This window comes from Streptomyces mauvecolor (genome assembly GCF_039532965.1).
GTDB classification, from domain to species: Bacteria; Actinomycetota; Actinomycetes; order Streptomycetales; family Streptomycetaceae; genus Streptomyces; species Streptomyces violascens.
Map to the genome: position 1 here is coordinate 168,859 of NZ_BAAASQ010000016.1, position 24,610 is coordinate 193,468.

The following is a 24,610-nucleotide window of genomic DNA, read 5'->3' on the forward strand; positions in this document are numbered from 1 at the left end:
CCCGGGGGGGCTCCGCCCGGCCTGTGGGGACCGTCTCATCCGGCGGACCCGGCGGACCGGGTGGCCCAGAACCGGATACGCTCGCGAACGTGGCTGAGATCCAGATTCCCGCTGACATGAAGCCCGCCGACGGCCGTTTCGGCGCGGGCCCCTCCAAGGTGCGTACGGAGGCGCTGGACGCCCTGGCCGCCACCGGTACCTCCCTCCTCGGCACGTCCCACCGCCAGGCCCCGGTCAAGAACCTGGTCGGCGAGGTCCGCCAGGGCATCCGCGATCTCTTCTCCCTCCCCGAGGGCTACGAGGTGATCCTGGGCAACGGCGGCTCCACCGCGTTCTGGGACGTCGCGACGCACGGCCTGATCGAGAACAAGTCCCAGCACCTGAACTTCGGCGAGTTCTCGTCGAAGTTCGCCAAGGCCGCAAAGCTCGCGCCCTGGCTGGCCGAGCCGACCGTCATCAGCAGCGACCCGGGCACGCACCCGGACCCGCGGGCCGAGGCGGGCGTGGACGTGTACGCGTTCACGCACAACGAGACCTCGACCGGTGTCGCCGCCCCGATCAAGCGTGTGGCGGGCGCCGACGAGGGCTCCCTCGTCCTGGTGGACGCGACCTCCGGCGCCGGCGGCCTGCCCGTCGACATCACCGAGACGGACGTCTACTACTTCGCCCCGCAGAAGTCGTTCGCCTCGGACGGCGGCCTGTGGCTCGCGGCGTTCTCGCCCGCCGCCCTGGAGCGCGCCCAGCGCATCCACGCGAGCGGCCGCCACGTCCCGGAGTTCTTCTCGCTGCCGACCGCGATCGACAACTCGCTGAAGAACCAGACGTACAACACCCCCGCCCTGTCCACCCTGTTCCTGCTCAACGAGCAGCTGAAGTGGATCAACGGCCAGGGCGGCCTCGCCTGGTCGACGGCCCGCACCGCCGAGTCCTCGGGCACCCTGTACGGCTGGGCCGAGGACTCCAAGCACGCCGCCCCCTTCGTCACCGACCCGGCCAAGCGCTCTCAGGTCATCGGCACGATCGACTTCGCGGACGACATCGACGCCGCCGCGATCGCCAAGGTGCTGCGCGCCAACGGCATCGTCGACACCGAGCCGTACCGCAAGCTCGGCCGCAACCAGCTGCGCATCGCCATGTTCCCGGCGATCGACCCGGCCGACGTCGAGGCCCTGACGGCCTGCATCGACTACGTGATCGAACAGCTCTGAGCCCCTCGGCTCCGCGAACAGGGGCCCGGCACCGTCATGGGTGCCGGGCCCTTCGCATGCCGTGAAAGGGCGCGGGGAACCGGGCGACCGGCCCCCACCCGACCCGCACATGGATCCCCGCCGCCCCAGCGGAGCGCTGCGGCCGATAACCGCCCTATGCCGCACCGGACTTGGTCCCTACCATCCAAAGCGGTCCGGCGCGCACCGCACCACGGCCGGACCGGTCCGAAGGTTTGACATGTTCATGCCTCAACCATCATGGCTCGGCCATGTCGCGTCGAGGGCATGAACGCTCGGCTGGACTCCCCACATCCACGCAAGGCCACCGACCGACCGATCGGAGCTTCACCATGCCCGGTGCACTTCTCGCAGGCGGCGCGACCGCAGCGTTCCTCGCGTCCTCGCTCTTCACCCAGGCGGCCCCCATCGCGCCGTCCAGCATCATCGCCCCGCCCGACAAGATCGTGATCGAGGTCGCGACCGTCAACGGATCCGGCTGCCCCATCGGCACCGCAGCGGTCGCCGTCGCCCCGGACAACACCGCCTTCACCGTCACCTACAGCCAGTACCTGGCGCAGGTGGGCGTCGGTTCCAAGCCCACCGACTTCCGCAAGAACTGCCAGCTCAACCTGATCGTGCACGTGCCCTCGGGCTTCACCTACGCCATCGCGAGCGCCGACTACCGCGGCTACGCGCACCTGGAGAGCGGCGCGAGCGCCACCCAGAAGGCCTCGTACTACTTCCAGGGCTCGCCGGACACGGCGAGCAGAACGCACCCGTTCAACGGCCCGTACGACAGCGACTGGGAGGCCACCGACTCCACCGACTGGGGCCAGCTGGTCTGGGCCCCCTGCGGCGTGCAGCGCAACTTCAACATCAACACCGAGCTGCGCGCGAACGCCGGCACCTCGGACCCGAAGACCAACAGCTTCATCGCCATGGACTCCACCGACGGCAACATCCAGACCATCTACCACCTGGCCTGGAAGGAGTGCCCGGACCAGCGGCGCTGAGCCGCGTCACGGGGCCCGTACCGCGAGGTGCGGGCCCCTCGGCCGGGGCGGCCGTTCAGCGGCCGCGGCGCNGCGCCCGCCAGAACCATCGCGCCGAGCAGATAGTTCCCGCCGCCGGCGCCGTCACCCGAACCGGTGGAACTGCCGCCCTCCGAGGGCGACTTGGCGCCGTCCTCCTTCAGAGGGACGCGTACGACGTCACTGTCCGCCCCTTCCGAGCCGACCATCAGGGCCGTACCGTCCGGGGTGTACGTCACGGATTCGGACTGGGCCTGCACCGGCGTGCCCGGCACCGCGTGCCAGTCGCCGAGCGGACTCGCCCCGCCCTTCCAGGCGTATTCGGCCAGCGCGAAGTACCCCCGCAGCGCCAGCTTCGTACCGTCCGGCGAGAACGCGCCGTCGGTCACCCAGGGCACCTCGCCCACCCGGCGGAAGACGTTCGTACCGGAGGCGGAGAGCGAGGCCGGACCCTCGTAGAGGCCGCCGCCGCTCTCGCGCTTGGAGGCTATGTAGACCCGGCCGGTCTTCGGATGGACCATCAGCGCCTCGGCGTTGCGCGGCCCGTCGGCGTACTGGACGACGTACTGCGTGGCCTTGACCGTCTGGTCCTTCAGCTGGGCCGGCTCGTGGAAGCGGTAGATCCAGACGTGGCTCCAGGAGCCGTCCAGGTTGTCGCCGATGTCGCCGACATAGAGGTCGCCGTCGGGTCCGATCGAGATCGCCTCCACGTCGCGCGGCCGGCCGATGCCCTCCATGGTGACCCGCGCGACGGTCTGCCCGGTCTTCGCGTCCACGGCGTAGACGTACGGGCCGTCGCCGCTGTCGTTGTGCGTCCAGTAGATGCCGGGGTGGGCGCGGCTCGCGGCGAGGCCGCTGGACTCCTTGATGCGGGGGTCCTTGATGGTGAACCCGCCGTCGTCGGCCACGGCCGGCCCTGCCGCACACACCAGGACGAGCCCGGCCACCCCGCACACCCTCAGAAGCGAACGCATCCCCCCAGTGTCCACGGCCGCGTCCGGCACCCGGGGTGTCCACCGTCACGTCGCAGCACCGCGTACCGATCGGTAATGATGACCCCCATGCGTTTTCTCTTCGTCGGCGACTCCATGACCATCGGATGCCCCGGCGACTTCACCTGGCGCTACCGCATGTGGCGCCACCTCGAAGCGAGCTTCGACGGCCCGTACGAGATCGTCGGCCCGCGCACCGCGCTGTACGACACGGCGGCCGGGGCGCCCGTCTCGCACGAGTACGCCGACCCCGCCTTCCCGGCCGCCGCCCGCCGCCACCTCGCGGGCTGGGGCGAGGGCTGGCTGCACATGGCCCCGGTGATCGGCCCTGCGGTCGCGGAGAGCCGGGCGGACGTGCTGCTCGTCTCGCTCGGCCTGATAGACCTCGGCTTCTACACCGATTCCGGCCAGACCGCCGCCAATGTGCGCGGCTTCGTCGAGGGCGCCCGCGAGGCCAACCCGCGGGTCCGCATCGCCCTGCTGCCCGTCATCCCGAACATCCGGGCCGAGGAGGACGCCCCCTTCGCGGCCGAGGTGGCCCGCTTCAACGAGCTGCTCGCCAAGGCGGTCGCCGACCTCGACACGGCCGCCTCGCCGCTGCTGCTCGCCACCGTCCCGGACTCGTACGACATTCACAAGGACACCTACGACGGCACGCACCCGGGCCCCAGCGGCGAGCACAAGCTGGCGGCGGCCTTCGCGGACACGCTGCACGGCGCCTGGGAACTGGGCGCCCGCTACGCGCCGCAGGACGACCGGTCCCTGACCGCGAACCGGCCCGCCCCGCACGGCACTTCGAAGGCGCCGGGACCGCCGGAGCAGGCCGGCGTCACGGCGTGACGACGAGCTTGCCCTTGGTGTGGCCGCCCTCGCTCAGCTCCAGAGCCTTGATCGCGTCGGCGAGCGGGAAGGTCTCGGCGTGGCGGATGCGCAGCCGGCCCTCGGCGACCAGGCGGGCGTGGGCCTCGTAGATCGGTTCGGGGTCCGGGGTGGCCACACCGCTGAAAGGGACACCGTGGTCGGCGGCGGTCGTGTCGGCGATGGTGACGATGCGGGAGGTGGTGCCGCCGCGCAGCTCGATCGAGTCGGGCAGCGCGCCCTTGCCGGCCGCGTCGTACACCGCGTCGATGCCCTGCGGGGCGACCTCGCGCACCCGCTCGACCAGGCCCGGCCCGTACGCCAGGGGTATCGCGCCCAGCTCGCGCAGGAAGTCATGGTTCCCGGGGGACGCGGTGCCGATGACCTTGGCGCCCCGGGCGAGGGCGAGCTGCACGCCGGCCGAGCCGGTCACGCCCGCGGCACCGTGGATCAACAGGGTCTCGCCTTCGGCCAGTTCGAGCAGGCGCAGGACCCGCTCGGAGGTCTCGCCCGCCACCGGAAGGGCGACGGCCTGCTCCCAGGTCAGCTCGGCCGGCTTGCGCACGACGCGGGTGGCCAGGGCGTACTCGGCGTACGCGCCGGTGTCGGAGTGCCCGAACACCTCGTCGCCGACCGCGAAACGGGTGACTCCCTCGCCCAGCTCGTCGACGATGCCCGCCAGTTCCAGGCCCGGAACGGCCGGGAAGGTCACCGGGAAGTTGTGCTGCATCCAGCCGTTGCGGATCCGGTAGTCGATCGGGTTGACGCCCGCGGCGACCACCTTCACGCGCACCTGGCCGGGGCCCGGCGAGGGCTTCTCGGCCTCGCCCAGGGCCAGCACCTCGGGGCCGCCGAACCGCTCGTACACGATCGCTTCCATCACAGCACTCCTCGTATCGCTCACTACGCCGTCCACGTTGTGGTGGATCGCCATGAATGGCCCACCGTGGGGTGGTTCACCACGTCGTGCGTCCAGCTTCCGTCGCCAGCCGGCCCAACCCGGCCCGTCTTACGGCCGGTTCGACCTGGCCACAAGGCTGGGCACGGACGGCCGCGCCGACCGTACGCTGGGGCGATGGAGCCCCGCACGAGCCGCAGTACACCCCGCGCCGCCACCGTTACGACGCCAGCCGCCTTCGCGCTCGCGCGCGCCGCCGAGCTGGTGCACGGGCCGATGGACCAGATCCTGCCGACCCTCTCCGAGGCCGTCGCGCCGCTGGTCGCGCACACGGTCGCCGCCGAACTGTCGGGGCACTGCAGCCACTCGCCGTTCAAGGTGCACGGCGACGCGGGGACCCGGGTCTCCGTCAACGACCTCCAGGAGCTCGGCCCGCGCGTCACGCCGGGCCTCCCCTGGCAGGGCACGGCCGTGGTCGGCGGGGTGGAACAGGCCGTGGTGGCGGTCGCGAGCGAGGCCGCGCCCATGGCCGTGCGGCCGCCGCTGCTCGTTCTCGTACGCAAGTCGCCGGGAGCGTTGCTGACGGAGGCGGACGGCGAGATCGTCCAGCATCTGTGGGACCTGGTGACCGGCCATCGGGCCCGGCTCGCGATCGAGGCGGTGCCGGGCACGCTCGCCCAGTCGCGGTCCACCGCCGCCGAGCGGGCCCGCGTGATCGCCGAGCTGGGCGAGGCCCACGAGGCCGCGCTCACCGCGCTGCTCGGCGTGCTGCGCAGCAAGAACCTGGAGGACCGGACGGCCCGCTCGCGCGCCGTCGACCTCGCGGTGTCCGCCCTGGTCGCGCTGCGCGCCGAGGCCGACCGGAACCAGGAGCTCACGGAGGAGCCGGCCGCCGAAGCCTTCGCCCGGCTCGCCGACTCCCTGAAGCCGCTGCTCCGCCACAGCGAGGTGCGGCTCGAATGCGCGCCGCCGGAGGCGGAGACCGCCGAGATGCCGGTCGCATCCGAGATCGCCCATCTCTCTCGCGCCGCCGTACGCGCCCTGGTGCTCGCCATGGCCGGGCAGCAAGGGGTGCGCCGGATCCACGTCCGCTGGCGGATCGTCGACTGCCAGTTGATCGCGGCCGTACGGGACGACGGGCCCGGCGAGCTGTCCCGTGCCGCGTTCGACAGCCACCGCGTGGCTCAGCGCCTGGCCGCGCTCGGCGGCACCCTGGCCGTGGACGCGCTGCCCGGCTGGGGCACCACGGTCACCGCGACCCTGCCGCTGGGCACGGCCCCTAGCCCGCGCGTCGATCCGCTGGCCGGGCTGCACCCGCGCGAGGCGGAGGTGCTCGGCCATCTCGCCCAGGGCCACCGCAACCGCACGATCGCCGAGGAGCTGCACATCAGCGAGTCGACGGTGAAGTTCCACGTCGCGAACATCCTGGCCAAGCTGGGGGTGAGCTCGCGCGGGGAGGCGGCGGCGATGCTGCACGCGGTGGCGTAGCCGCTCCCTTTTCGCACGCCGGGTCGCGGCTGCGGGCCGTTGTCAGTGGCGGGTGCCAGACTCGATCGCGTGAACGAACGGTGGGCCGTCGAGGCGACCGAGGGCGGCGGGGCACGGCTCGCACCCCTCGGGGACGACGGGCTGCCCGCGGGCGAGGTGCGCGAGGAGGCCGACCTGGTCGCGGCCGTCCGCGCGCGCCCCGAGGTGGGCCGCTGGGTGTGGCGGTCCACCGCCGAGATCTACCCCCGGCTGCTCACGGCCGGGGTCAGGGTCGAGCGGTGTTACGACATCGAGGACGCCGAGTTGCTGCTGCTCGGCCACGAGGGTCGGCTCGGCGAGCCCCGCTCGGCGGCGGCCGCCTGGGCCCGCCTGCACAACAGACCCGTACCGGCCGACCCGCCGCCGAGGGCGGCCGAACCGGGCTCGCAGTCCTCGCTGTTCGAGCCCCGGAACACCTCGGGACTGCCCTTCGAGGCGCTGCTCGAGGTGTACGCGGACCAGCAGCGCCGGCACAACCGCACCGAGCATCCGGGGCGGATGCGGCTGCTCACCGCCTCCGAGTCGGCGGGGATGCTGGTCGCCGCCGAGATGAACCGGGCGGGCCTGCCGTGGCGGGCCGATGTGCACCGCGCGGTGCTGCACGGCCTGCTCGGCGAGCGGTACGCGAGCGGCTCGCCCCGCACGGGCGGCGGGGGTGAGCCGCGCCGCCTGGCGGAGCTCGCGGACCAGGTGTCGGCGGCGTTCGGGCGGCGGGTCAGGCCGGACCTGCCGGCCGATGTGGTGAAGGCGTTCGGCGAGGCCGGCATCCGCATCAAGTCGACGCGGCGCTGGGAGCTGGCCGAGCTGGACCACCCGGCGGTGGAGCCCCTGATCGCGTACAAGAAGCTGTACCGGATCTGGACCGCGCACGGCTGGAGCTGGCTGCAGGACTGGGTGCGTGACGGCCGCTTCCGGCCCGAGTACACCCCGGGCGGCGCGGCCAGCGGGCGCTGGACGACCAACGGCGGCGGCGCGCTGCAGATCCCCAAGGTGATACGGCAGGCGGTCGTCGCCGACGAGGGCTGGCGCCTGGTGGTCGCCGACGCCGACCAGATGGAGCCCAGGGTGCTCGCCGCGATCTCCCGCGACCCCGGTCTGATGGAGGTGGCGGGCCACGACGGCGACCTGTACACCTCACTGTCCGACCGGGCGTTCTCCGGCGACCGCGAGCACGCCAAGCTCGCCCTGCTCGGCGCGGTGTACGGCCAGACCTCGGGCGACGGCCTGAAGAATCTGGCCGCGCTGCGAAGACGCTTCCCGCTCGCGGTGGCGTACGTGGACGACGCGGCGAAGGCGGGCGAGGAAGGACGGCTCGTCCGCACCTGGCTGGGCAGGACGAGCCCGCCCGTCGCGGGTGCGGGCGAGGCCGACGAGGCGGGCATTCCGCAGGACGAGGGCGATCAACCGACCGGTTCGGGGCGGGAGTTCACCCCCGGGTACGCCTCCAGCGACGCCCGGGCGCGCGGCAGGTTCACCCGGAACTTCGTGGTGCAGGGCAGCGCCGCCGACTGGGCGCTGCTGCTGCTCGCCGCGCTGCGCCAGGCGATCTTCACGGCGGGGCTCCGGGCCGAGCTGGTCTTCTTCCAGCACGACGAGGTGATCGTGCACTGCCCCGCCGAGGAGGCCGACACCGTGGCGAAGGCGATCCGCGAGGCCGGCGAGCTGGCCGGGCGGATCACCTTCGGGGACACACCGGTGCGGTTCCCGTTCACGACGGCGGTGGTGGAGCGCTATTCGGACGCGAAGTAGCCGACCGGTCAAGCCACCGGAGAGCCACCGGAGAGCCACCGGAGAGCCACCGGAGAGCCACGCTACTTGAGGGTGAGCCAGTGCCGGTCGAGGGCGATGGCCTTCAGCTCGTCCAGGGTGAGGGCGGGCTCGGTGCGCGTGGCCGCCTTGTGCTGGCTTTCGGAGTTGATGGCGGAGACGACGACCCGGAACCCGTCGGGCCGCACCGTGTCGGCGATCCACGAGACCACCCCGGCCCCGCCCTTCTCACCCGGCTTCTTCGCCAGGCCGAGCACGGTGCCGTCCGCCAGCGTCGAGGTCGCGCCTTCCGGCACGACGTCCGACATCCCGGACTGCACATTGATCTGCACCAGGCTCTTGCCCTTGCCGTCGTCGACCACGACGAAGGCGTAGCCGTCCTGGCCGCCCTTCTCGCCGGCCTTGAGGCCCTTGCCCGCCGGGAGCAGCGCGATGAGCTGCTTCTCGACCGCTTCGGCGGAGGGCCCGCTGCCGACGGGCCTGTCCGCCTTCTCGGGCGCACGGAGACTGTCCGCCACCGAGAGCCACTTGGGCGAGACGACCAGCGCCTTGAGCTGCCCGGCGGTGAGCGGCGGTGTCTCGCGGCTGACCCGGGATCCCTTCTCGGTGGGCGCGTTCCATTCGCTCGCGTCGACCAGGGTGCCCTTCGGGGTGAGCAGGACGGCCCGCCAGGCCTTGGTCAGGTCGCCGCGGTTCGGGTTCTCGTAGCCCTGGAGCAGCATGTACCGGGAGCCGTCGGGCCGTTGCTCGGTCCGGCAGGAGTCGTAGTCCACGAGGGCCTTGGCGGGACAGGTGACCTGCTGCCCGCCGGCCTCGGCGGCCGGATCGACCCGGCTCACCCCGAGCGCGACGAGGCCGGGCCCGTTCCCGTCGTCGAACACCCCGGAGACGGACGCCGCGGACGAGGCATCCGGCTTGCCGGAGGTCCCCGGATCGCCCGGCCCGCTCCCCTGCTCCTTCGTCACGGTGCCGCCCGCGGGCAGCAGCGACTTGAAGAGCGAGACCATCTGCTCGCCGCTCATGGCCCCGTCGGCCTGCCGCGTCGGCTTCGGGGGCGCGGCCACCGAGGAGCCCCCGCCCTCGCCCCCGACGAGCCCGGCGGCGTACGCGCCGCCGAGGCCCACCACGGCGAGCGCGAGCACACTGCCGGTGACGGCGGCCGTGCGACGCCGGGCCAGCCGGCGACGACCCCGGATCAGGCTGGACTCCACCAGGTCGCGGCGTTCGCCGAGTTCGAAGCTGCCTCCGGTGTGGCGCATGGCCTCGCCGAGCCGGTCCTCAAAGGGCATGACAAACCACGCCTTCCTGTTCTGGTCGCTGAAAGTGCCGTAACTGCCGTTTGCGATAAGGGAGTTGATGCCGGGCGTCAGTGGTCGGCGTACTCCGCGAGGGAGCCGCCGAGGCGTTCACGGAGTTTGGCGAGGGCGCGCACCGAGCGGGTGCGGACGGCGGCCGAGCTGACGTTCATGGCGTCGGCCGTCTCCTCGATGCTGCGGTCCTCCCAGTAGCGGAGCACGACGACCGCCCGGTCCTTGGGCGACAGCTGCCCCAGCGCGTCGAGCAGGGCCACACGCAGCGCCGGGTCCTCGCCGCCGGCCGCCGCGCGGTCGGGGAGTTCACCGAGCGGCCGTTCGGTGGCCGAGCGGCGACGACGGTGGGTGAGGAAGGTCCGTACGAGCACGGTCTGCGCATAGCCGGCCGGGTTGTCGATCCGGGAGACGCGCCCCCACAGCGCGTACATCCGGCCCAGCGTCTCCTGCACGAGATCCTCGGCGAGATGAGTGTCCCCGCTGGTCAGCAGGCAGGCCGACCGGAAGAGCTGTCCCGCGCGCCCGGTGGCGAACTCCCGGAACTCCTCGGCGCGGCCGGACCGGGCGGATCGCTCGGACCGCCCGAGCCGCCGGACCCGTTCCTGGCCGTCAGGAACGTCCGGACCATCTGAACTATCCGCACTATCTGGATTGTGCGGACTGTCCGGGCCGTCCAGTACGCCAGATGGGCCAGGCCTCTCTGCCAGGCCCGGCGTCTGCGATGGACCCGACCTCTCCGAAAGGCCCACCCTCCCCTGCCCCCACGGCTGCCTCACGGCTCGCCCCGCCCCCGCCCGTTGCTCGTTCTCCCCCTACACCCCACTGACGCGCGAGGCCCCCCGCAATGTTTCACCCGGGTTTTCGGAGCGGGAGACCACCCCTGCGGATGGGCCGGATGGACCGGATGGACCGGGTGGACCGGGTGGACCGGGTGGACCGAATCGGCGGACCTCAGACCCCCAGTTCGCCGAACTCGGCCCCGAACTCCTTCGGGAACCCGGTCCACTTCAGCTCGGCCGGCAGGTGCGCCATGTCGTTGAGGAGCAGTACGGAGGCGGGCCGGTCGGGTGCGTACCGGATGACGGTCAGGGCGGCGTTTCCGACGTGGAGCCCGATCCAGCGCCATTCCGGGGCGTCGAGCGCGGCGCGCACCAGCCAGGCGATGAGGAAACTGTGGGTGACGACGAGTTCGTGGCGGGCGGAGGCACCGGCGACGGGCCCGGTGCAGTGCGCCATCGCCTCCCGTACGAGCCGGAGCCCGGCCTCCCGCTCGGCCGGCTCCGGGTCGCCGAGGAAGTCGAGGATGCGGTCGGCGTCCGATTCCGGGAGCTCGCCCCGCTCCGGCCAGTACGGCACGTAGTCCCCGGCCCATTCGGCCTCCGTGGCCGTTGCGCCGTCCAGCTGGGCGGCGATCAGCCGCGCGGTCTCGGCGGCCCGGCCGAGCGGCCCGTGGTGCACGGAGTCCAACGACACCCGGGCGAGCCGGCGCCCGAGCAACGCGGCCTGGCTCCGCCCCGCGTGGGTCAGCGCGGGCCCCTCGTGCCCGGCGTCGCCGTGCCGGGCGAGGTAGAGGTAGCGGGTGGCGGTGGTCGGTGGCGCGGAGTGCTGCACGTTACTGCTCCCTGGGAGAACTCTGAAAACCCGAACTCTGGAACCGGACTGGAGAACGGAACCCCAGAACCCGAACTCCGGAACCTGAACTCCGGAACCCGGACTCCGGAACCCGACTCCAGAACTGAACCCCAGAACCCGAACCCTGGGCCCGAACTCTGGAACCGGACCCTGGAACCGGACCCTGGAACCGGACCCTGGAACCCGGACTCCGGAACATGAAAATTGTTCACTTTCCATTGACAGGACACATCCCCGGGCCCAAAGGTTCCCCCATGATGCCGCCGCTTCCGCCGCCGCTGCCCGCCTTCCCGTCCGGCTTCCTGTGGGGGGTGTCCGCGTCCGCGTTCCAGATCGAGGGCGCGGTGGACACCGATGGCCGGGGCCCCTCGACCTGGGACGCGTTCACCAGGGATCCCGGCCGGATCAAGGACGGCTCGCACGCGGACAGGACCACCGACCACTACCACCGCTACCGCGAGGACGTCGCGCTGATGGCCCGACTGGGCGTCGGGGCCTACCGGTTCTCGATCTCGTGGTCCCGGGTCCAGCCGACCGGAGAAGGTCCGGTCAACCAGCAGGGCCTCGACTTCTACGACCGCCTGGTCGACGAGTTGTGCGCCGCCGGGATCACCCCCGTCCCCACCCTGTTCCACTGGGACACCCCCCTCGCCCTGGAGGAGCGCGGAGGGTGGCTGAACCGGGACACGGCGCGGCGGTTCGCCTCGTACGCCTCGATCGTCGCGGAGCGGCTCGCGGACCGGGTGCCGCGCTGGATCACCCTCAACGAGCCCGCCGAGATCACGCTCCTCGGGTACGGCCTCGGCGAACACGCCCCCGGAAAGCGGCTGATCTTCGACGCGCTGCCGGTCGCGCACCACCAACTGCTCGCCCACGGCATGGGAGTCGAGGCGCTGCGGGCCGCCGGGGCGCGGGAGATCGGCATCGCGGCCTCGCACAGCCCGGTGTGGACGGCGGGCGACACGGACGAGGACCGCGCGGCGGCAGAGCTGTACGACACGCTGATGAACCGTCTCTTCGCCGACCCGATCCTGACCGGCGCCTACCCCGAGGGCTGGGCCGAGCTGATGCCGGGCCCGGTCGCCGAGGACCTGAAGACGATCTCAACTCCCCTCGACTGGTACGGGATCAACTACTACAACCCGGCCCTGGTGGGCGCGCCGAAGGCGGACGCGGTAACCACCCTGGCCGGGATCGACCTCCCGCCGGACCTCCCGTTCGGCCTGCACGAGATCGAGGGCCACGAGCGCACGGACTTCGGCTGGCCCGTCGTCCCCGACGGCCTGCACGAGCTGCTGCTCACCTTCCGCACCCGGTACGGCGATGCACTCCCCCCGATCCTCATCACCGAGAACGGCTGCTCGTACGGCGACGGCCCCGACCCGCAGGACCCGGGACGGGTGGACGACGCCCGGCGGATCGCGTACCACGACGGGCATCTGCGCGCCCTGCACCGGGCGATGGCGGAGGGCGTGGACGTACGCGGCTACTTCATCTGGTCGATCCTGGACAACTTCGAGTGGGCGGAGGGCTACCGGCAGCGCTTCGGCCTGGTCCACGTCGACTACGACACGCTGGCGCGCACGCCGAAGGCCTCGTACGCCTGGTATCGCGATGTCATCCGGGGCGCGGTCGCGGACGTAGCCGGGGACGGGCGGTGACAGTGGAGCCCGGGGCCAGAGCCCTGGGCAGGCCGGGGCCGAACAAGGGGGAGCGGCCGGGCGGGCGCTGGGTGGCGGCGCTGTCGCTGGCCAACCTGGGGGTGTGGGTGGGCTGGTTCGGCCCGCTGCAACTCCTCCTGGCCCGCCAGGCCGAACACTTCGCCCCCGACCACAAGGCATCGACTCTCGCCCTGGTGACGGGCATGGGAGCCGCCGTTTCGATGGTGGCGAACCCGGTGTTCGGCGCGCTGTCGGACCGTACGACGGCGAGGGTGGGCCGCCGGATCCCGTGGGTGGTGGCGGGCGGCGCAGGCGGGGTGGCGGGGCTCCTGATCCTGGCGTGGGCGCCGGGGGTGGCGGTGATGACGGCAGGCTGGTGCCTGGTGCAGCTGGCGCTGAACGCGTCGTTCGCCGCCCTGACGGCGGCGGTCCCGGACCAGGTCCCACCCCGACGGCGCGGCATGGTGGGCGGCTGGCTGGGCGTGTCGCAGGTGGGCGGCATCCTGGTGGGCACGGCGCTGGCGACGGCGGCGGGCGGTGTCGGCGCGGGGTATGTGGTGTGCGCGGCGTTCTCGCTCCTGGCGGTGGTGCCGTACGCGGCGATGCGCCGAGACACCCGCCTCCTGTCGGCCGATCAAGCGGCTTTCCAATGGCGGGAGTTCATATCGGGCTTCTGGATCGACCCGCGCCGCTTCCCGGACTTCGGCTGGGCGTGGCTGACCCGCTTCCTGATGAACCTGTCGTACTCGATCAGCACGATGTACCTGCTGTACTACCTGACCGACGCGGTGCGCTACGAGGGCGACGCGGACACGGGGGTGCTCATCCTGACCGCCCTCGACGCGGTGACGCTGCTCGGCACGGTGGTGATCAGCGGCATCTGGTCGGACCGCACGGGCCGGCGCAAGGTGTTCGTCGTGTGGTCCGGCCTGGTGATCTCGGCGGCGACGCTGCTGCTCGCGGTGTGGCAGACCTGGACGGGCGCGGTGGTGGCCTCGTTGATCCTCGGGGTCGGCTACGGCGTGTACACCTCGGTCGACTTCGCCCTCCTGACCGCCGTCCTGCCCAGCGCCACCGACCGGGGCCGCGACCTGGGCCTGATCAACATAGCCAACGCCCTCCCCCAGGTCCTGGCCCCCGCGATAGCCGCCCCGGTGGTGACCCACCTGGGCGGCTACGGGGTGCTGTACGCACTGGCGGGGGTGATCGGGGTGGGCGGGTCTTTGCTGGTGGGGCGGATTCGGGGGGTGGGGTGAGGGGGCGGGCGTCACTGTGCCCGGCGTCCGCACAGAGGCCAAGGCCGTGGCCTCGGCCGTTCAGACCGAGCGGGTCCAACGGCACTCAGGCGGCTTCCGCCGGCGCACTCGCCTTCTTCGCTTTCTTCCCCGGCCTCCCCCACGTCATCGACTGGGGAGCGACCCTGATCGCACTCCTCGTAGGGGCCGTCACCCGCTGGGCACGGCATATCCGCATCACGGAGAAACACGCAGACCCGCAGCAACCCCACCCGGAAAAAAGCAAAAGCCCCAGGTCACGGCGAGTGAGTCCTGGGGCTTCTACAGAGCCGCCTTCGGGATTCGAACCCGAGACCTACGCATTACGAGTGCGTTGCTCTGGCCAACTGAGCTAAGGCGGCACCGCCCTGCGCACCATGGTGCGAGCAGCAGCGTCGCCAAGTCTACACAGTTTCTGGAGTGCTCCCGACCAGGGTCGTGGCGACGCCCTTCGGGGCTATGAGCAGCGCTTTCCCTTGGCCGGTGGGGTGCCGTCGAGGAGGTAGGTGTTGATCGCGGTGTCGATGCAGTCGCTGCCGCGGCCGTACGCGGTGTGGCCGTCGCCCTCGTAGGTGAGCAGGGTGCCGGAGGAGAGCTGGGCCGCGAGGGACTCGGCCCACTTGTAGGGGGTCGCCGGGTCGCGGGTGGTGCCGACGACCAGGATCGGCGCGGCGCCCTTCGCCTCGATGCGGTGCGGGGTGCCGGTGGCCTTGACCGGCCAGTACGTGCAGTTCAGGCCGGACCAGGCGAAGCCGTCGCCGAACACGGGGGAGGCCTTTTCGAAGGCGGGCAGCGTCGCCGCCACATCGGCCGGGCCGGCGAAGGACGGCGGGAGGTCCAGGCAGTTCACGGCGGCGTTGGCGAACATCAGGTTCGCGTACTTGCCGCTCGTGTCGCGCTCGTAGTACGAGTCCGCCAGGGCCAGCAGGCCCGCGCCGTCGCCGTTCATGGCGCGGGTCAGCGCGGTGCGCAGCTCGGGCCACGCCGCCTGGTCGTACATCGCGGCGATCACGCCCGTGGTGGCCAGGGACTCGCCGAGCTGGCGACTCTGGCCGGTGGCGATCGGTTTGGCGTCGGTGGCCTTGAAGAATTTCCGCAGCCGGTCCGAGGCGTCCTCGACGGAGTCCGCGCCCAGCGGGCAGTCCTTCTGCTTGATGCAGTCCGCCGCGAAGGACTGGAAGGCGGTCTCGAACCCGGCCGTCTGCTCGCGGTTCATGTCGAGGGAGGAGAGGGACGGGTCCATCGCGCCGTCGAGGACGAGGCGGCCGGTGCGGGAGGGGAAGAGCTCCGCGTACGTCGCCCCCAGGAACGTTCCGTACGAGGCGCCGAGGTAGTACAGCTTCTGGTCGCCGAGAACGGCCCTCAGGATGTCCATGTCCCGGGCCGCCTCGACCGTGGAGACATGCGGCAGGACCTTGCCGGACTTGGCCTCGCAGCCGTTCGCGAAGTCCTTGAACGCCTTGGCCAGGGCGGCCTGTTCGGCCGGGTCGTCGGGGGTCTGGTCGACCTCCGTGTACGCGTCCATCTCCTTGCCCGTGAGGCATTCGACGGGTTCGCTGCGGGCCACGCCGCGCGGGTCCACGGCCACCATGTCGTAGCGGGCCCGGACCGGCGCGGGGTAGCCGATGCCCGCGTACGACTGGAGGTAGCCGACCGCAGAGCCGCCCGGGCCGCCCGGGTTGACCATGAGTGATCCGATCCGCTTGCCGGGACCGGTCGCCTTCACCCGGGCCACCGCGAGGTTGACCGAGGGCCCGGCGGGTTTCGCGTAGTCGAGCGGCGCCTTCATCGTGGCGCACTCGAACTTCCCGACGCCGCACGCCCGCCAGCTCAGCTTCTGCGTGTAGTACGGGGCGAGGCGCTGGGCCGTCGAGGCATCGGCGGGGCCCGCCTTCGTCGCGGCGTGCGGGGAGGCGGTCGCGGACGTGGACGAAGTGCCCGACGAGCAGCCGGAGATGAGCAGGCCGGCCGTCGCGGCGGCGATGGCTGAAGTGCGGAGCAGGCGCCTGGAGTCCATCTCCGGAGCGTATCCGCCCGGTGACGTGATGTATGCGCTGCGCGACGGTGCGGCTCGTACGGGTGATCCCGTCAACCTCGCCCGCCCCACATCCCCCATGGCCGGTCCCCCCTGCCGGTTTCAGCCCGCCCGCAGGGCGAGCGTCATCGACTCCACCGCCAAGAGCGGCGCCACATTGCGGTCCAGGGCGTCGCGGCACGCCAGGATCGACTCGATGCGGCGCAGCGTGCGCTCGGGGCCGGACGCGCGGGCGATCCGGTCCACCGCGTCCCGTACGTCCTCGTTGGCGATGGCCGACCTGGTGCCGAGTTGCAGCGCGAGGACGTCCCGGTAGAAGCCGGTCAGCTCGGTGAGCGCGAGGTCCAGGCTGTCGCGCTGCGTGCGGGTCTTGCGGCGCTTCTGCCTGTCCTCCAGCTCCTTCATCACCCCTGCGGTGCCGCGCGGCATGCGGCCGCCGGCGACCCCGCCCATCGCGGCCTTGAGCTCCTCGGTCTCCTTGACGTCGACCTCCTCGGCCATCTGCTTGGCGTCCTCCGCGGCGGTGTCGACCAGCTCCTGCGCGGCCTTGAGGCAGCCGCCCACGTCGTCGACCCGCAGCGGCACCTTGAGGACCGCGGCCCGCCGGGCCCGGGCCGAGGCGTCGGTGGCCAGGCGGCGGGCCCGGCCGATGTGGCCCTGGGTGGCGCGGGCCGCCGCGTACGCGGCCTCGGGCTCGACGCCGTCGCGCCGGATCAGCACGTCGGCGACCGCCTCGACCGGCGGTGTGCGCAGGGTGAGGTGGCGGCAGCGGGACTTGATGGTGGGCAGCACGTCCTCCAAGGAGGGCGCGCACAGCAGCCACACCGTGCGCGGGGCGGGCTCCTCCACGGCCTTGAGGACGGCGTTGGCGGCCTGCTCGGTGAACCGGTCGGCGTCCTCGACGATGATCACCTGCCAGCGGCCGCCGGACGGTGACATCTGGGCGCCCCGCACCAGCTCGCGGGTCTGCTTGACGCCGATGGTGAGGCCCTCGGTGGTGATGACCGTGACATCGGCGTGCGTACCGATCAGAGCCGTATGGCATCCGTCGCAGAAGCCGCAGCCCGGTGCGCCGCCGAGCGCGCGGTCCGGGCTGACGCACTGGAGCGCCGCGGCGAACGCTCGGGCCGCGGTGGAGCAGCCCGAGCCGGGCGGGCCGGTGAACAGCCAGGCGTGCGTCATCTTCGACGCCTCGGGGCGCGGCTGACCGGAACGCTCGGCGGTGACGAGCGCATCGGCATCCCGGGCGGCGGCACCCAGCTGCTCCTGCACCCGCTCCTGGCCCACCAGGTCGTCCCACACGGCCATCGACTGCCCTCCGTACCTGCGGTCACTGCTGCGCCCCATTGTGCGCCACCCCACTGACAACGGACGCCGGCGGGCAAAACCCCACAGGTCAGGAGAGTGCGGTGGTGCTCGCCCGTCCTGCGGCACTCAGAACTCTAGAAAATTCCGGCCCCCGAAACGATCGTGCTGGCACGCGGCTTCCTCTGCGTGCCAGCACGAATGCCGGGGGTTCGGCGGACCCCATCCGGGCGGGTACTGCCCTGCCGGTCCCGGGGCGAATCGGTGCGAACCGACCCACCCGGTTCGCTCAGCGCCTGCGACGGCCGCCGCGCGGGTTGTCGTCCTCGTCGTCGCGCGGGCCGAGCAGTTCGTCCGCAAGCGTCGGCAGGTCGTCCAGCGGGGTCTCCTCCGCCCAGTCCGAACGCCGGCGCGGCCGCTCCTGGCCCGTCTCCGGGTCGATCTGCGGCAGTTCACGCGTGCGCTCGTTGCCGCCGTCCCCCTGGTGCCCGGCCTCCCGCTCGTCGCGGAAGAGGCCCGGCGGCACCCGGTCCGCCGGATCGGCGTCGCGCACCGGCGGCAGCACCGCGGTCTCGTCGGCGGCCCGGGCGTCCCGGCCGGCGTTCCGACCCGCGTCCGGCACCGACGGCAGAACCGTCGTCTCCTCGGCGTCGGAGGCACGACCGGACTCGGTCCCCGCCCCACTCGCCTCACCCGGCTCGGCCACCGGCACGGGCTGGGTGACCTCGTTGGGCTCGGCGACCGGCACCGACTGGGTCACTTCGTTCGGGCTGACCACCGGGGTCTCCACGGTGATCTCCGACTCCGAAGCATCGGCAGAACCGGCCGAGCCGGACGAACCGGCGGGACCGGACGACCTGCCGGAACCAGCCGAGCCAACCGCCCCGGACGCGTTCGCCGCGGCCGGACCGGCCGACCCCGCCGAACGGGACGCGGCCGAACCGGCCTCCTTGGCAGCCGCCTCCGCCACCGCGGCAACCGCCGCGGCCTCGGCCAGCCGACGCGCCTCCTCCGCGCGCAGCAGCGCCTCCTCGGCCTTGCGCTGCTTCTCCAGGCGGCGTGCCTCCGCCTCGGCGCGCAGCCGGGCTTCCTCCTCCGCCTGCTGCCGCAGGCGTTCCTGCTCGGCCGCGCGTGCCTTCTCCTCGGCCTCGCGGCGTACGCGCTCCTCCTCGGCGAGGCGCCTGGCCTCCTCGGCCCGCTGCCGGGCCTCCTCCGCCTGACGCTCCTCCTCACGCAGGCGCGCCTCTTCGAGCTCGCGCCGCTTGCGCTCCTCCTCCTCGGCACGGAGCTTGGCGAGCTGGGCCTGGCGCTCACGCTCCAGGCGCTCCTCCTCGGCCTTGCGCGCGGCCTCTTCCTCGGCGCGCTTCCTGGCCTCTTCCTCGGCCTTCCTGCGCGCCTCCTCCTGGGCCCTGACCTCGGCCTCGGAGAGCGGCAGCATCTGGTCCAGCCGGTGGCGTACGACCGTGGTGACGGCTTCCGGCTCCTGGCCGGCGTCGACCACCAGGTAGCGCGAAGGGTCGGCGGCGGCCAGGGTGAGGAACCCCGACCTCACCCGTCCGTGGAACTCCGGCGGCTCCGACTCCAGCCTGTCCGGCGCCTCTGTAAAGCGCTCGCGCGCCGTTTCGGGCGAAACATCGAGCAGAACGGTCAGATTCGGAACAAGTCCGCCAGTTGCCCACCGGTTGATCCGGGCGACTTCGGTCGGAGACAGATCACGACCCGCCCCCTGATAGGCCACGGACGAGTCGATGTACCGGTCCGAGATGACGATCGCGCCGCGCTCCAGGGCGGGGCGTACCAGCGAGTCGACGTGCTCCGCGCGGTCGGCGGCGTACAGCAGCGCCTCGGCGCGGTTGGACAGGCCGGCCGACGACACGTCGAGCAGGATCGACCGCAGCCGCTTGCCCACCGGCGTCGCACCCGGCTCACGCGTCACGACGACCTCGTGGCCCTTGGCCCGGATCCACTCCGCGAGTGCCTCGGCCTGGGTGGACTTGCCTGCCCCGTCGCCGCCCTCCAGAGCGATGAAGAAGCCGGTCGCGGCGGGTGCCTGGACCGGGTCGGCGCCGCGCACCGCGTCGGCCAGGTCGCGCCGCAGCGGCACGCCCTGGCGGTCGTCGGCCTTGGCGAGCACGACCGCGGCCATGGGCAGGAGTAGCGCGCCGACCAGCATCAGCGTGAATCCGGCGCCGCCGTGCGCGAAGACGAAGGAGCCCGCCTCGACGCGGTGGCTGCCGATGGCCGCGGCGAGCAGCGGCGCGACGATCGCACCGAGCCCTGTCGAGACCCGTACGACGGCCTGGAGGTGCTCAGCGGTGCGGGCCCTGCGGTACTCCTCGGTCTCCTGGTCGATCAGTACGTGCCCGGTGTTCGCGGCGACACCGGCGGCGACGCCCGCGATCAGCGCGATGAACAGCACGGTCGCGAGGTCCGGCACGAGGCCCATGGCGAGCAGCGAGACGCCGGTGACGGCGATCGCGAGGGAGAGCAGGCGGCGCCGGGAGAGCACCGGAAGGATCTTGGCGGCGGTACGGATGCCGAGCACCGTGCCACCGGTCAGGGTGAGGATCAGCAGGGCGAACGCGGCCGGGCCGCCGCCCAGGTCCACGGCGTGCAGCACGGCGAGCGAGGCGGCCGCGGCGATGGCGCCGACGACGGAGGCGCAGGCGAGCACGAGCAGCGGGACGGCGCCGGTACGTCCCTTGTCGGGGCCGTTTCCGGTGCTGGGCCTGCGCAGCCCCTCAAGGGGCGAACGGGCCCGCGGCGTCTGGGTGTCGGGCAGTTCGAGCAGGGCGACCACGGAGATCGACGCGGCGAAGAGCCCGGCGGCGAGGTACGAGCCGAGCGCGGCCTGGTGCAGCTTGAACCAGTCGATGCCCGTCCCGAGGAGGTTGCTCACGAGCGCCGCGACGAGCAGGGCGGCGGCGCCCAGCGGGATCGCCACGAAGGTCGTACGCAGCGAGAGCCTGCGCAGCGCGTCCAGGTGGTCCGGCAGCGGCCGAACGGCGGCGCCCTCCAGAGGAGGCGCGGGCAGCAGGGCGGGCGCCGCGCTCTCCTTGGCGACCGTCCAGAACCGTTCGGCGACTCCCGCGAGGAACGCGGTGACGAGGATGAGGAGCAGGGCGTTGGCCGGCGTCCAGTCGATCCACAGCGGGGCGACGATCAGCAGCGCCGCCCGTACGCCGTCGGCGCCGACCATCGTCCAGCGCCGGTCGAGCGGCCCCTTCGGCGCGGTCAGCGCGGAGACCGGGCCAAGGAGCACGGCACCGAAGAGCACCGTCGCGAACACCCGGGCGCCGAGCACCGCGGCGACGGCGAACGCCGCCCCCCGGTACCCGCCGCCGAAGGACTGCTGCTCCACCGCGGCCTGCAACGCCAGCAGCAGCGTGACGAGTACGGCGAGCGCGTCGCCGATCCCGCCGACGAGCTGTGCGCTCCACAACCGCCGCAGCGAAGGGATGCGCAGCAGGGCGCGTACGGCGCGCTCGCGTGAGTCTGCGGCCAGGGCGTCGGAAATGGGGCTCACGACTCCTTCAGAGCTTGGGGGGTGCTCGGCTCCTCGCGTCATCCGCCCAGCCTATCCGGAGCGCGCCGGTCCTCGCGGGGGTGCCCGAACATATGGGCGGACGGCACGACTCGGGCTCCACCGCGGCTCAACGCGGAACGGGGGGCCGGGGCGTGTGCCCCGACCCCCCGTCAGCCGTCGGACCTACTCCGAAGCCGTGGCCTTCTTGGCCGCGGTCTTCTTCGCGGGAGCCTTCTTGGCCGCGGTCGTCTTGGACGCCGCGGTCTTCTTCGCGGCCGCCGTCTTCTTGGCCGGAGCCTTCTTCGCGGCGGTCTTCTTGGCCGCGGTCTTCTTGGCGGGGGCCTTCTTGGCCGCCTTCTTGGCCGGGCCCTTGGCGCGCTTCTCCGCGAGCAGCTCGAAGCCGCGCTCCGGCGTGATCTCCTCGACGCTGTCGGCCGTCCGCAGCGTCGCGTTGGTCTCGCCGTCGGTGACGTACGGGCCGAAGCGGCCGTCCTTCACCACGACCGGCTTCTCGCTGACCGGGTCGACGCCGAGTTCCTTGAGCGGCGGCTTGGCGGCCGCTCGGCCACGCTGCTTGGGCTGGGCGTAGATCGCCAGCGCCTCTTCGAGCGTGATGGAGAAGAGCTGGTCCTCGGTCTCCAGGGAGCGCGAGTCGGTGCCCTTCTTCAGGTACGGCCCGTAGCGCCCGTTCTGCGCGGTGATCTCGACGCCCTCGGCGTCGGCGCCGACCACGCGCGGCAGCGACATGAGCTTGAGCGCGTCGTCCAGCGTGACCGTGTCGAGGGACATCGACTTGAAGAGCGAGGCGGTCCGCGGCTTCACCGCGTTCTTGCCGGTCTTCGGCGTGCCCTCGGGCAGGATCTCGGTGACGTACGGGCCGTACCGCCCGTCCTTGGCGACGATCTGGTGGCCGCTCACCGGGTCCGCGCCCAGCTCGAAGTCGCCGCTCGGCTTGGCGAGCAGCTCCTCCGCGTACTCGACGGTCAGCTCGTCGGGCGCCAGGTCGTCCGGGACGTCCGCGCGCTGGTGGCCCTCGGAGTCCTTCTCGCCGCGCTCGACGTACGGGCCGTAGCGGCCGACGCGCAGCACGATGCCCTCGCCGACGGGGAACGAGGAGATCTCGCGGGCGTCGATCGCACCGAGGTCGGTGACGAGCTCCTTGAGCCCGCCGAGGTGGTCCCCGTCGCCGTTGCCGGCGGCCGAGGCGGCGCCGCCCGTCGCCGCGTCGCCCTCGCCGAAGTAGAAGCGCTTCAGCCACGGCACCGCCTGGGCCTCGCCCCGCGCGATGCGGTCGAGGTCGTCCTCCATCTTGGCGGTGAAGTCGTAGTCGACGAGCCGGCCGAAGTGCTTCTCCAGGAGGTTGACCACGGCGAAGCTCAGGAACGACGGGACGAGCGCCGTGCCCTTCTTGAACACATACCCGCGGTCCAGGATCGTGCCGATGATCGAGGCGTACGTCGAAGGACGCCCGATCTCGCGCTCTTCCAGCTCCTTGACCAGCGAGGCCTCGGTGTAGCGGGCCGGCGGCTTGGTCGCGTGGCCGTCCACCGAGATCTCCTCGGACGACAGGGAGTCGCCCTCGGCCACCTGCGGCAGCCGGCGCTCACGGTCGTCGAGCTCGGCGTTCGGGTCGTCCGCGCCCTCGACATAGGCCTTCATGAAGCCGTGGAAGGTGATCGTCTTGCCGGACGCGGTGAACTCGGCCTGCCGGCCGTCGCTCGCCCGTCCCGCGATCTTCACGGTCACCGAGTTGCCGACCGCGTCCTTCATCTGGGAGGCGACGGTCCGCTTCCAGATCAGCTCGTAGAGCCGGAACTGATCGCCGGTCAGGCCGGTCTCGGCCGGGGTGCGGAAACGATCACCCGAAGGCCGGATCGCCTCGTGGGCCTCCTGCGCGTTCTTGACCTTTCCGGCGTACGTACGCGGCTTGTCCGGCAGGTAGTCGGCGCCGTACAGCTGCGTCACCTGGGCCCGGGCGGCCGCGATGGCCGTGTCGGACAGCGTCGTGGAGTCCGTACGCATATAGGTGATGAAGCCGTTCTCGTACAGCTTCTGGGCGACCTGCATGGTCGCCTTGGCGCCGAAGCCCAGCTTGCGCGAGGCCTCCTGCTGCATCGTCGTCGTACGGAACGGGGCGTACGGCGAGCGGCGGTAGGGCTTGGACTCCACCGAGCGCACGGCGAAGGAGGAGTCGGCGAGCGCTGCGGCCAGGGCCCGCGCGTTCGCCTCGTCCAGGTGCAGGACGTCACTCTTGAGTTGTCCGTCGGGACCGAAGTCGCGGCCCTGCGCCACGCGGCGGCCGTCGACCGTGTTGAGGCGCGCCACCAGCGTGGACGGGTCGGAGGCGTCGCCCGCCCGGCCGGTGGAGAACGTCCCGGTCAGGTCCCAGTACTCAGCAGAACGAAACGCGATGCGCTCGCGTTCCCGCTCCACGACGAGCCGGGTGGCCACCGACTGGACGCGCCCGGCGGACAGCCGCGGCATGACCTTCTTCCACAGGACCGGCGAGACCTCGTAGCCGTAGAGGCGGTCGAGGATGCGGCGGGTCTCCTGGGCGTCGACCATGCGCTGGTTGAGCTCGCGCGGGTTGGCGACGGCGTCCCGGATCGCGTCCTTGGTGATCTCGTGGAAGACCATCCGGTGGACCGGGACCTTGGGCTTCAGAACTTCCTGCAGGTGCCACGCGATGGCTTCGCCCTCGCGGTCCTCATCGGTGGCGAGGAAGAGTTCGTCGGACTCGGCCAGGAGCTCCTTGAGCTTCCTGACCTGGGCCTTCTTGTCGGCGTTGACGACGTAGATCGGCTGGAAGTCGTGCTCGACGTCCACGCCGAGACGGCGCACCTCGCCGGTGTACTTCTCGGGCACCTCGGCGGCGCCGTTCGGCAGGTCGCGGATGTGCCCGACGCTCGCCTCGACGACATAACCGGGGCCGAGGTAGCCCTTGATCGTCTTCGCCTTGGCAGGAGACTCGACGATGACGAGTCGGCGGCCGCCCTTTGCGGTCTCGCTGGTCGGGGACAACTTCGCTCTTCTCTCCGGTCGGCACTCGGGTGTCAGTACATGACGCTGCGGAGTGTGACGGTACAACCCGCCCCCGTGTCAAACAGCAAAAGCCCGCAGCGGCCACTCGAACGGTAACCCGACTTACCGCGATCCTGCCGCCCGGACCGTCCCGAAGCCTTCCGAAAAGCGTTTCATCCCCTTTCGGTCTAGATTCGGGCGAAGCACCAGAGGCCGAGTATGAGGAAGGCCGCACCGAAGACGCTCGACAGCACGGCCGAGGCGACCGGTGAGACGCCCTGTGCGACCGGCGTGCGGCGGCGCACGCAGGATGCCGTCCACAGCAGCAGAGCGCCCCCGAACAGGACGAACACCGTTCCCGCGAAGACGGCCGGCCCCGTCTCGGTCCCACCCATTGCGTTCATGCGCGCGATCCTGGTCACGGCCCGGCACCCCCAGGCAGAGCCGGGGCCGCATTCCGGAGAACGCCGGGTGAACGGTCACCCGATCATGCGCATTTCAGCCAGATCCCCCACCCGTCGGAGCCCGTCGAGGCCCCGCACGTCACAGAGAGGCGTTGAGCGTC

General features: G+C 72.1%; 16 protein-coding genes, 1 tRNA gene and 1 pseudogene. 7 read left to right on the forward strand and 11 right to left on the reverse strand.

The genetic code is table 11. The features are described from left to right. The first annotated feature begins 89 nt into the window (after positions 1-89). Both serC and ABD346_RS22080 read left to right on the forward strand, forming a co-directional pair. On the forward strand, positions 90-1,208 hold the full coding sequence (gene serC / locus ABD346_RS22075; RefSeq protein ID WP_344377028.1) for a phosphoserine transaminase: 1,119 nt from the start codon (positions 90-92) through the stop codon (positions 1,206-1,208). A gap of 350 nt (positions 1,209-1,558) precedes the next feature. Further along, positions 1,559-2,221 (forward strand): DUF4360 domain-containing protein, encoded by a 663-nt coding sequence (locus tag ABD346_RS22080; protein WP_344377029.1) that lies wholly within the window; start codon positions 1,559-1,561, stop codon positions 2,219-2,221. On the opposite strand, the gene ABD346_RS22085 is transcribed toward ABD346_RS22080, so the two are convergent. After that, positions 2,179-3,213: an SdiA-regulated/phytase-like domain-containing protein gene (locus ABD346_RS22085; protein WP_344377030.1), complete on the reverse strand. Its 1,035-nt coding sequence runs from the start codon at positions 3,211-3,213 to the stop codon at positions 2,179-2,181. The genes ABD346_RS22080 and ABD346_RS22085 overlap by 43 nt on opposite strands. Before the next feature lie 87 nt (positions 3,214-3,300). On the opposite strand from ABD346_RS22085, the gene ABD346_RS22090 reads away from it, so the two are divergent. Further along, positions 3,301-4,071, forward strand: a complete 771-nt coding sequence (locus tag ABD346_RS22090; RefSeq protein ID WP_344377031.1) for a GDSL-type esterase/lipase family protein — start codon at positions 3,301-3,303, stop codon at positions 4,069-4,071. Here the strand turns inward: ABD346_RS22090 and ABD346_RS22095 are convergent. Continuing rightward, on the reverse strand, positions 4,061-4,969 hold the full coding sequence (locus ABD346_RS22095) for an NADP-dependent oxidoreductase (protein WP_344377032.1): 909 nt from the start codon (positions 4,967-4,969) through the stop codon (positions 4,061-4,063). The two genes, ABD346_RS22090 and ABD346_RS22095, sit on opposite strands and share 11 nt — an antisense overlap. A 195-nt stretch (positions 4,970-5,164) precedes the next feature. Between ABD346_RS22095 and ABD346_RS22100 the strand changes: the two genes are divergently transcribed. Continuing rightward, positions 5,165-6,475, forward strand: coding sequence for a LuxR C-terminal-related transcriptional regulator (locus ABD346_RS22100; RefSeq protein ID WP_344377033.1), 1,311 nt, complete (start codon positions 5,165-5,167; stop codon positions 6,473-6,475). A 69-nt stretch (positions 6,476-6,544) separates the two neighbouring features. After that, positions 6,545-8,263, forward strand: a complete 1,719-nt coding sequence (locus ABD346_RS22105; protein ID WP_344377034.1) for a bifunctional 3'-5' exonuclease/DNA polymerase — start codon at positions 6,545-6,547, stop codon at positions 8,261-8,263. Between the two features lie 62 nt (positions 8,264-8,325). Here ABD346_RS22105 and ABD346_RS22110 read toward each other — a convergent pair whose 3' ends face one another. From ABD346_RS22110 to ABD346_RS22120, 3 genes and pseudogenes are all read right to left on the reverse strand, one after another. After that, complete coding sequence (locus ABD346_RS22110) at positions 8,326-9,570, reverse strand: hypothetical protein (protein WP_344377035.1); 1,245 nt, start codon at positions 9,568-9,570, stop codon at positions 8,326-8,328. A gap of 77 nt (positions 9,571-9,647) precedes the next feature. Next, positions 9,648-10,154 (reverse strand): annotated as a pseudogene (locus ABD346_RS22115) (SigE family RNA polymerase sigma factor); the annotation flags it as partial. Positions 10,155-10,542: 388 nt separating this feature from the next. After that, complete coding sequence (locus tag ABD346_RS22120) at positions 10,543-11,202, reverse strand: histidine phosphatase family protein (protein ID WP_344377037.1); 660 nt, start codon at positions 11,200-11,202, stop codon at positions 10,543-10,545. A gap of 278 nt (positions 11,203-11,480) precedes the next feature. On the opposite strand from ABD346_RS22120, the gene ABD346_RS22125 reads away from it, so the two are divergent. Both ABD346_RS22125 and ABD346_RS22130 read left to right on the forward strand, forming a co-directional pair. Next, entirely contained in the window at positions 11,481-12,884 is a 1,404-nt protein-coding gene (locus tag ABD346_RS22125; protein WP_344377167.1) for a GH1 family beta-glucosidase, read from the forward strand. Beyond that, positions 12,881-14,140: an MFS transporter gene (locus ABD346_RS22130; protein WP_381228005.1), complete on the forward strand. Its 1,260-nt coding sequence runs from the start codon at positions 12,881-12,883 to the stop codon at positions 14,138-14,140. Before ABD346_RS22125 ends, ABD346_RS22130 begins: the two co-directional genes overlap by 4 nt. 306 nt (positions 14,141-14,446) lie before the next feature. On the opposite strand, the gene ABD346_RS22135 is transcribed toward ABD346_RS22130, so the two are convergent. From ABD346_RS22135 to ABD346_RS22160, 6 genes are all read right to left on the reverse strand, one after another. Next, positions 14,447-14,520, reverse strand: a tRNA-Thr gene (locus ABD346_RS22135). Positions 14,521-14,615: 95 nt separating this feature from the next. After that, complete coding sequence (locus tag ABD346_RS22140) at positions 14,616-16,175, reverse strand: alpha/beta hydrolase (RefSeq protein WP_344377038.1); 1,560 nt, start codon at positions 16,173-16,175, stop codon at positions 14,616-14,618. A 120-nt stretch (positions 16,176-16,295) separates the two neighbouring features. Next, the gene (locus ABD346_RS22145) at positions 16,296-17,501 is read right to left on the reverse strand and encodes a DNA polymerase III subunit delta' (RefSeq protein ID WP_344377039.1); all 1,206 of its coding nucleotides are present in this window, start codon (positions 17,499-17,501) and stop codon (positions 16,296-16,298) included. Positions 17,502-17,787: 286 nt separating this feature from the next. Beyond that, entirely contained in the window at positions 17,788-21,066 is a 3,279-nt protein-coding gene (gene tmk, locus ABD346_RS22150) for a dTMP kinase (protein ID WP_344377040.1), read from the reverse strand. A gap of 141 nt (positions 21,067-21,207) precedes the next feature. Further along, the gene (topA, locus tag ABD346_RS22155) at positions 21,208-24,045 is read right to left on the reverse strand and encodes a type I DNA topoisomerase (RefSeq protein WP_344377041.1); all 2,838 of its coding nucleotides are present in this window, start codon (positions 24,043-24,045) and stop codon (positions 21,208-21,210) included. Positions 24,046-24,233: 188 nt separating this feature from the next. Continuing rightward, positions 24,234-24,440, reverse strand: a complete 207-nt coding sequence (locus ABD346_RS22160) for a hypothetical protein (RefSeq protein ID WP_344377169.1) — start codon at positions 24,438-24,440, stop codon at positions 24,234-24,236. Positions 24,441-24,610: the final 170 nt, after the last annotated feature.

Coding starts and splice junctions, on each gene's coding strand:
- ABD346_RS22080 (WP_344377029.1), top strand. CDS start 1,559: ATGCCCGGTGCACTTCTCGCAGGCGGCGCGACCGCAGCGTTCCTCGCG.
- ABD346_RS22090 (WP_344377031.1), top strand. CDS start 3,301: ATGCGTTTTCTCTTCGTCGGCGACTCCATGACCATCGGATGCCCCGGC.
- ABD346_RS22095 (WP_344377032.1), bottom strand. CDS start 4,969: ATGGAAGCGATCGTGTACGAGCGGTTCGGCGGCCCCGAGGTGCTGGCC.
- ABD346_RS22100 (WP_344377033.1), top strand. CDS start 5,165: ATGGAGCCCCGCACGAGCCGCAGTACACCCCGCGCCGCCACCGTTACG.
- ABD346_RS22110 (WP_344377035.1), bottom strand. CDS start 9,570: ATGCCCTTTGAGGACCGGCTCGGCGAGGCCATGCGCCACACCGGAGGC.
- ABD346_RS22125 (WP_344377167.1), top strand. CDS start 11,481: ATGCCGCCGCTTCCGCCGCCGCTGCCCGCCTTCCCGTCCGGCTTCCTG.
- ABD346_RS22140 (WP_344377038.1), bottom strand. CDS start 16,175: ATGGACTCCAGGCGCCTGCTCCGCACTTCAGCCATCGCCGCCGCGACG.
- ABD346_RS22145 (WP_344377039.1), bottom strand. CDS start 17,501: ATGGCCGTGTGGGACGACCTGGTGGGCCAGGAGCGGGTGCAGGAGCAG.
- tmk (WP_344377040.1), bottom strand. CDS start 21,066: ATGACGCGAGGAGCCGAGCACCCCCCAAGCTCTGAAGGAGTCGTGAGC.
- ABD346_RS22160 (WP_344377169.1), bottom strand. CDS start 24,440: ATGGGTGGGACCGAGACGGGGCCGGCCGTCTTCGCGGGAACGGTGTTC.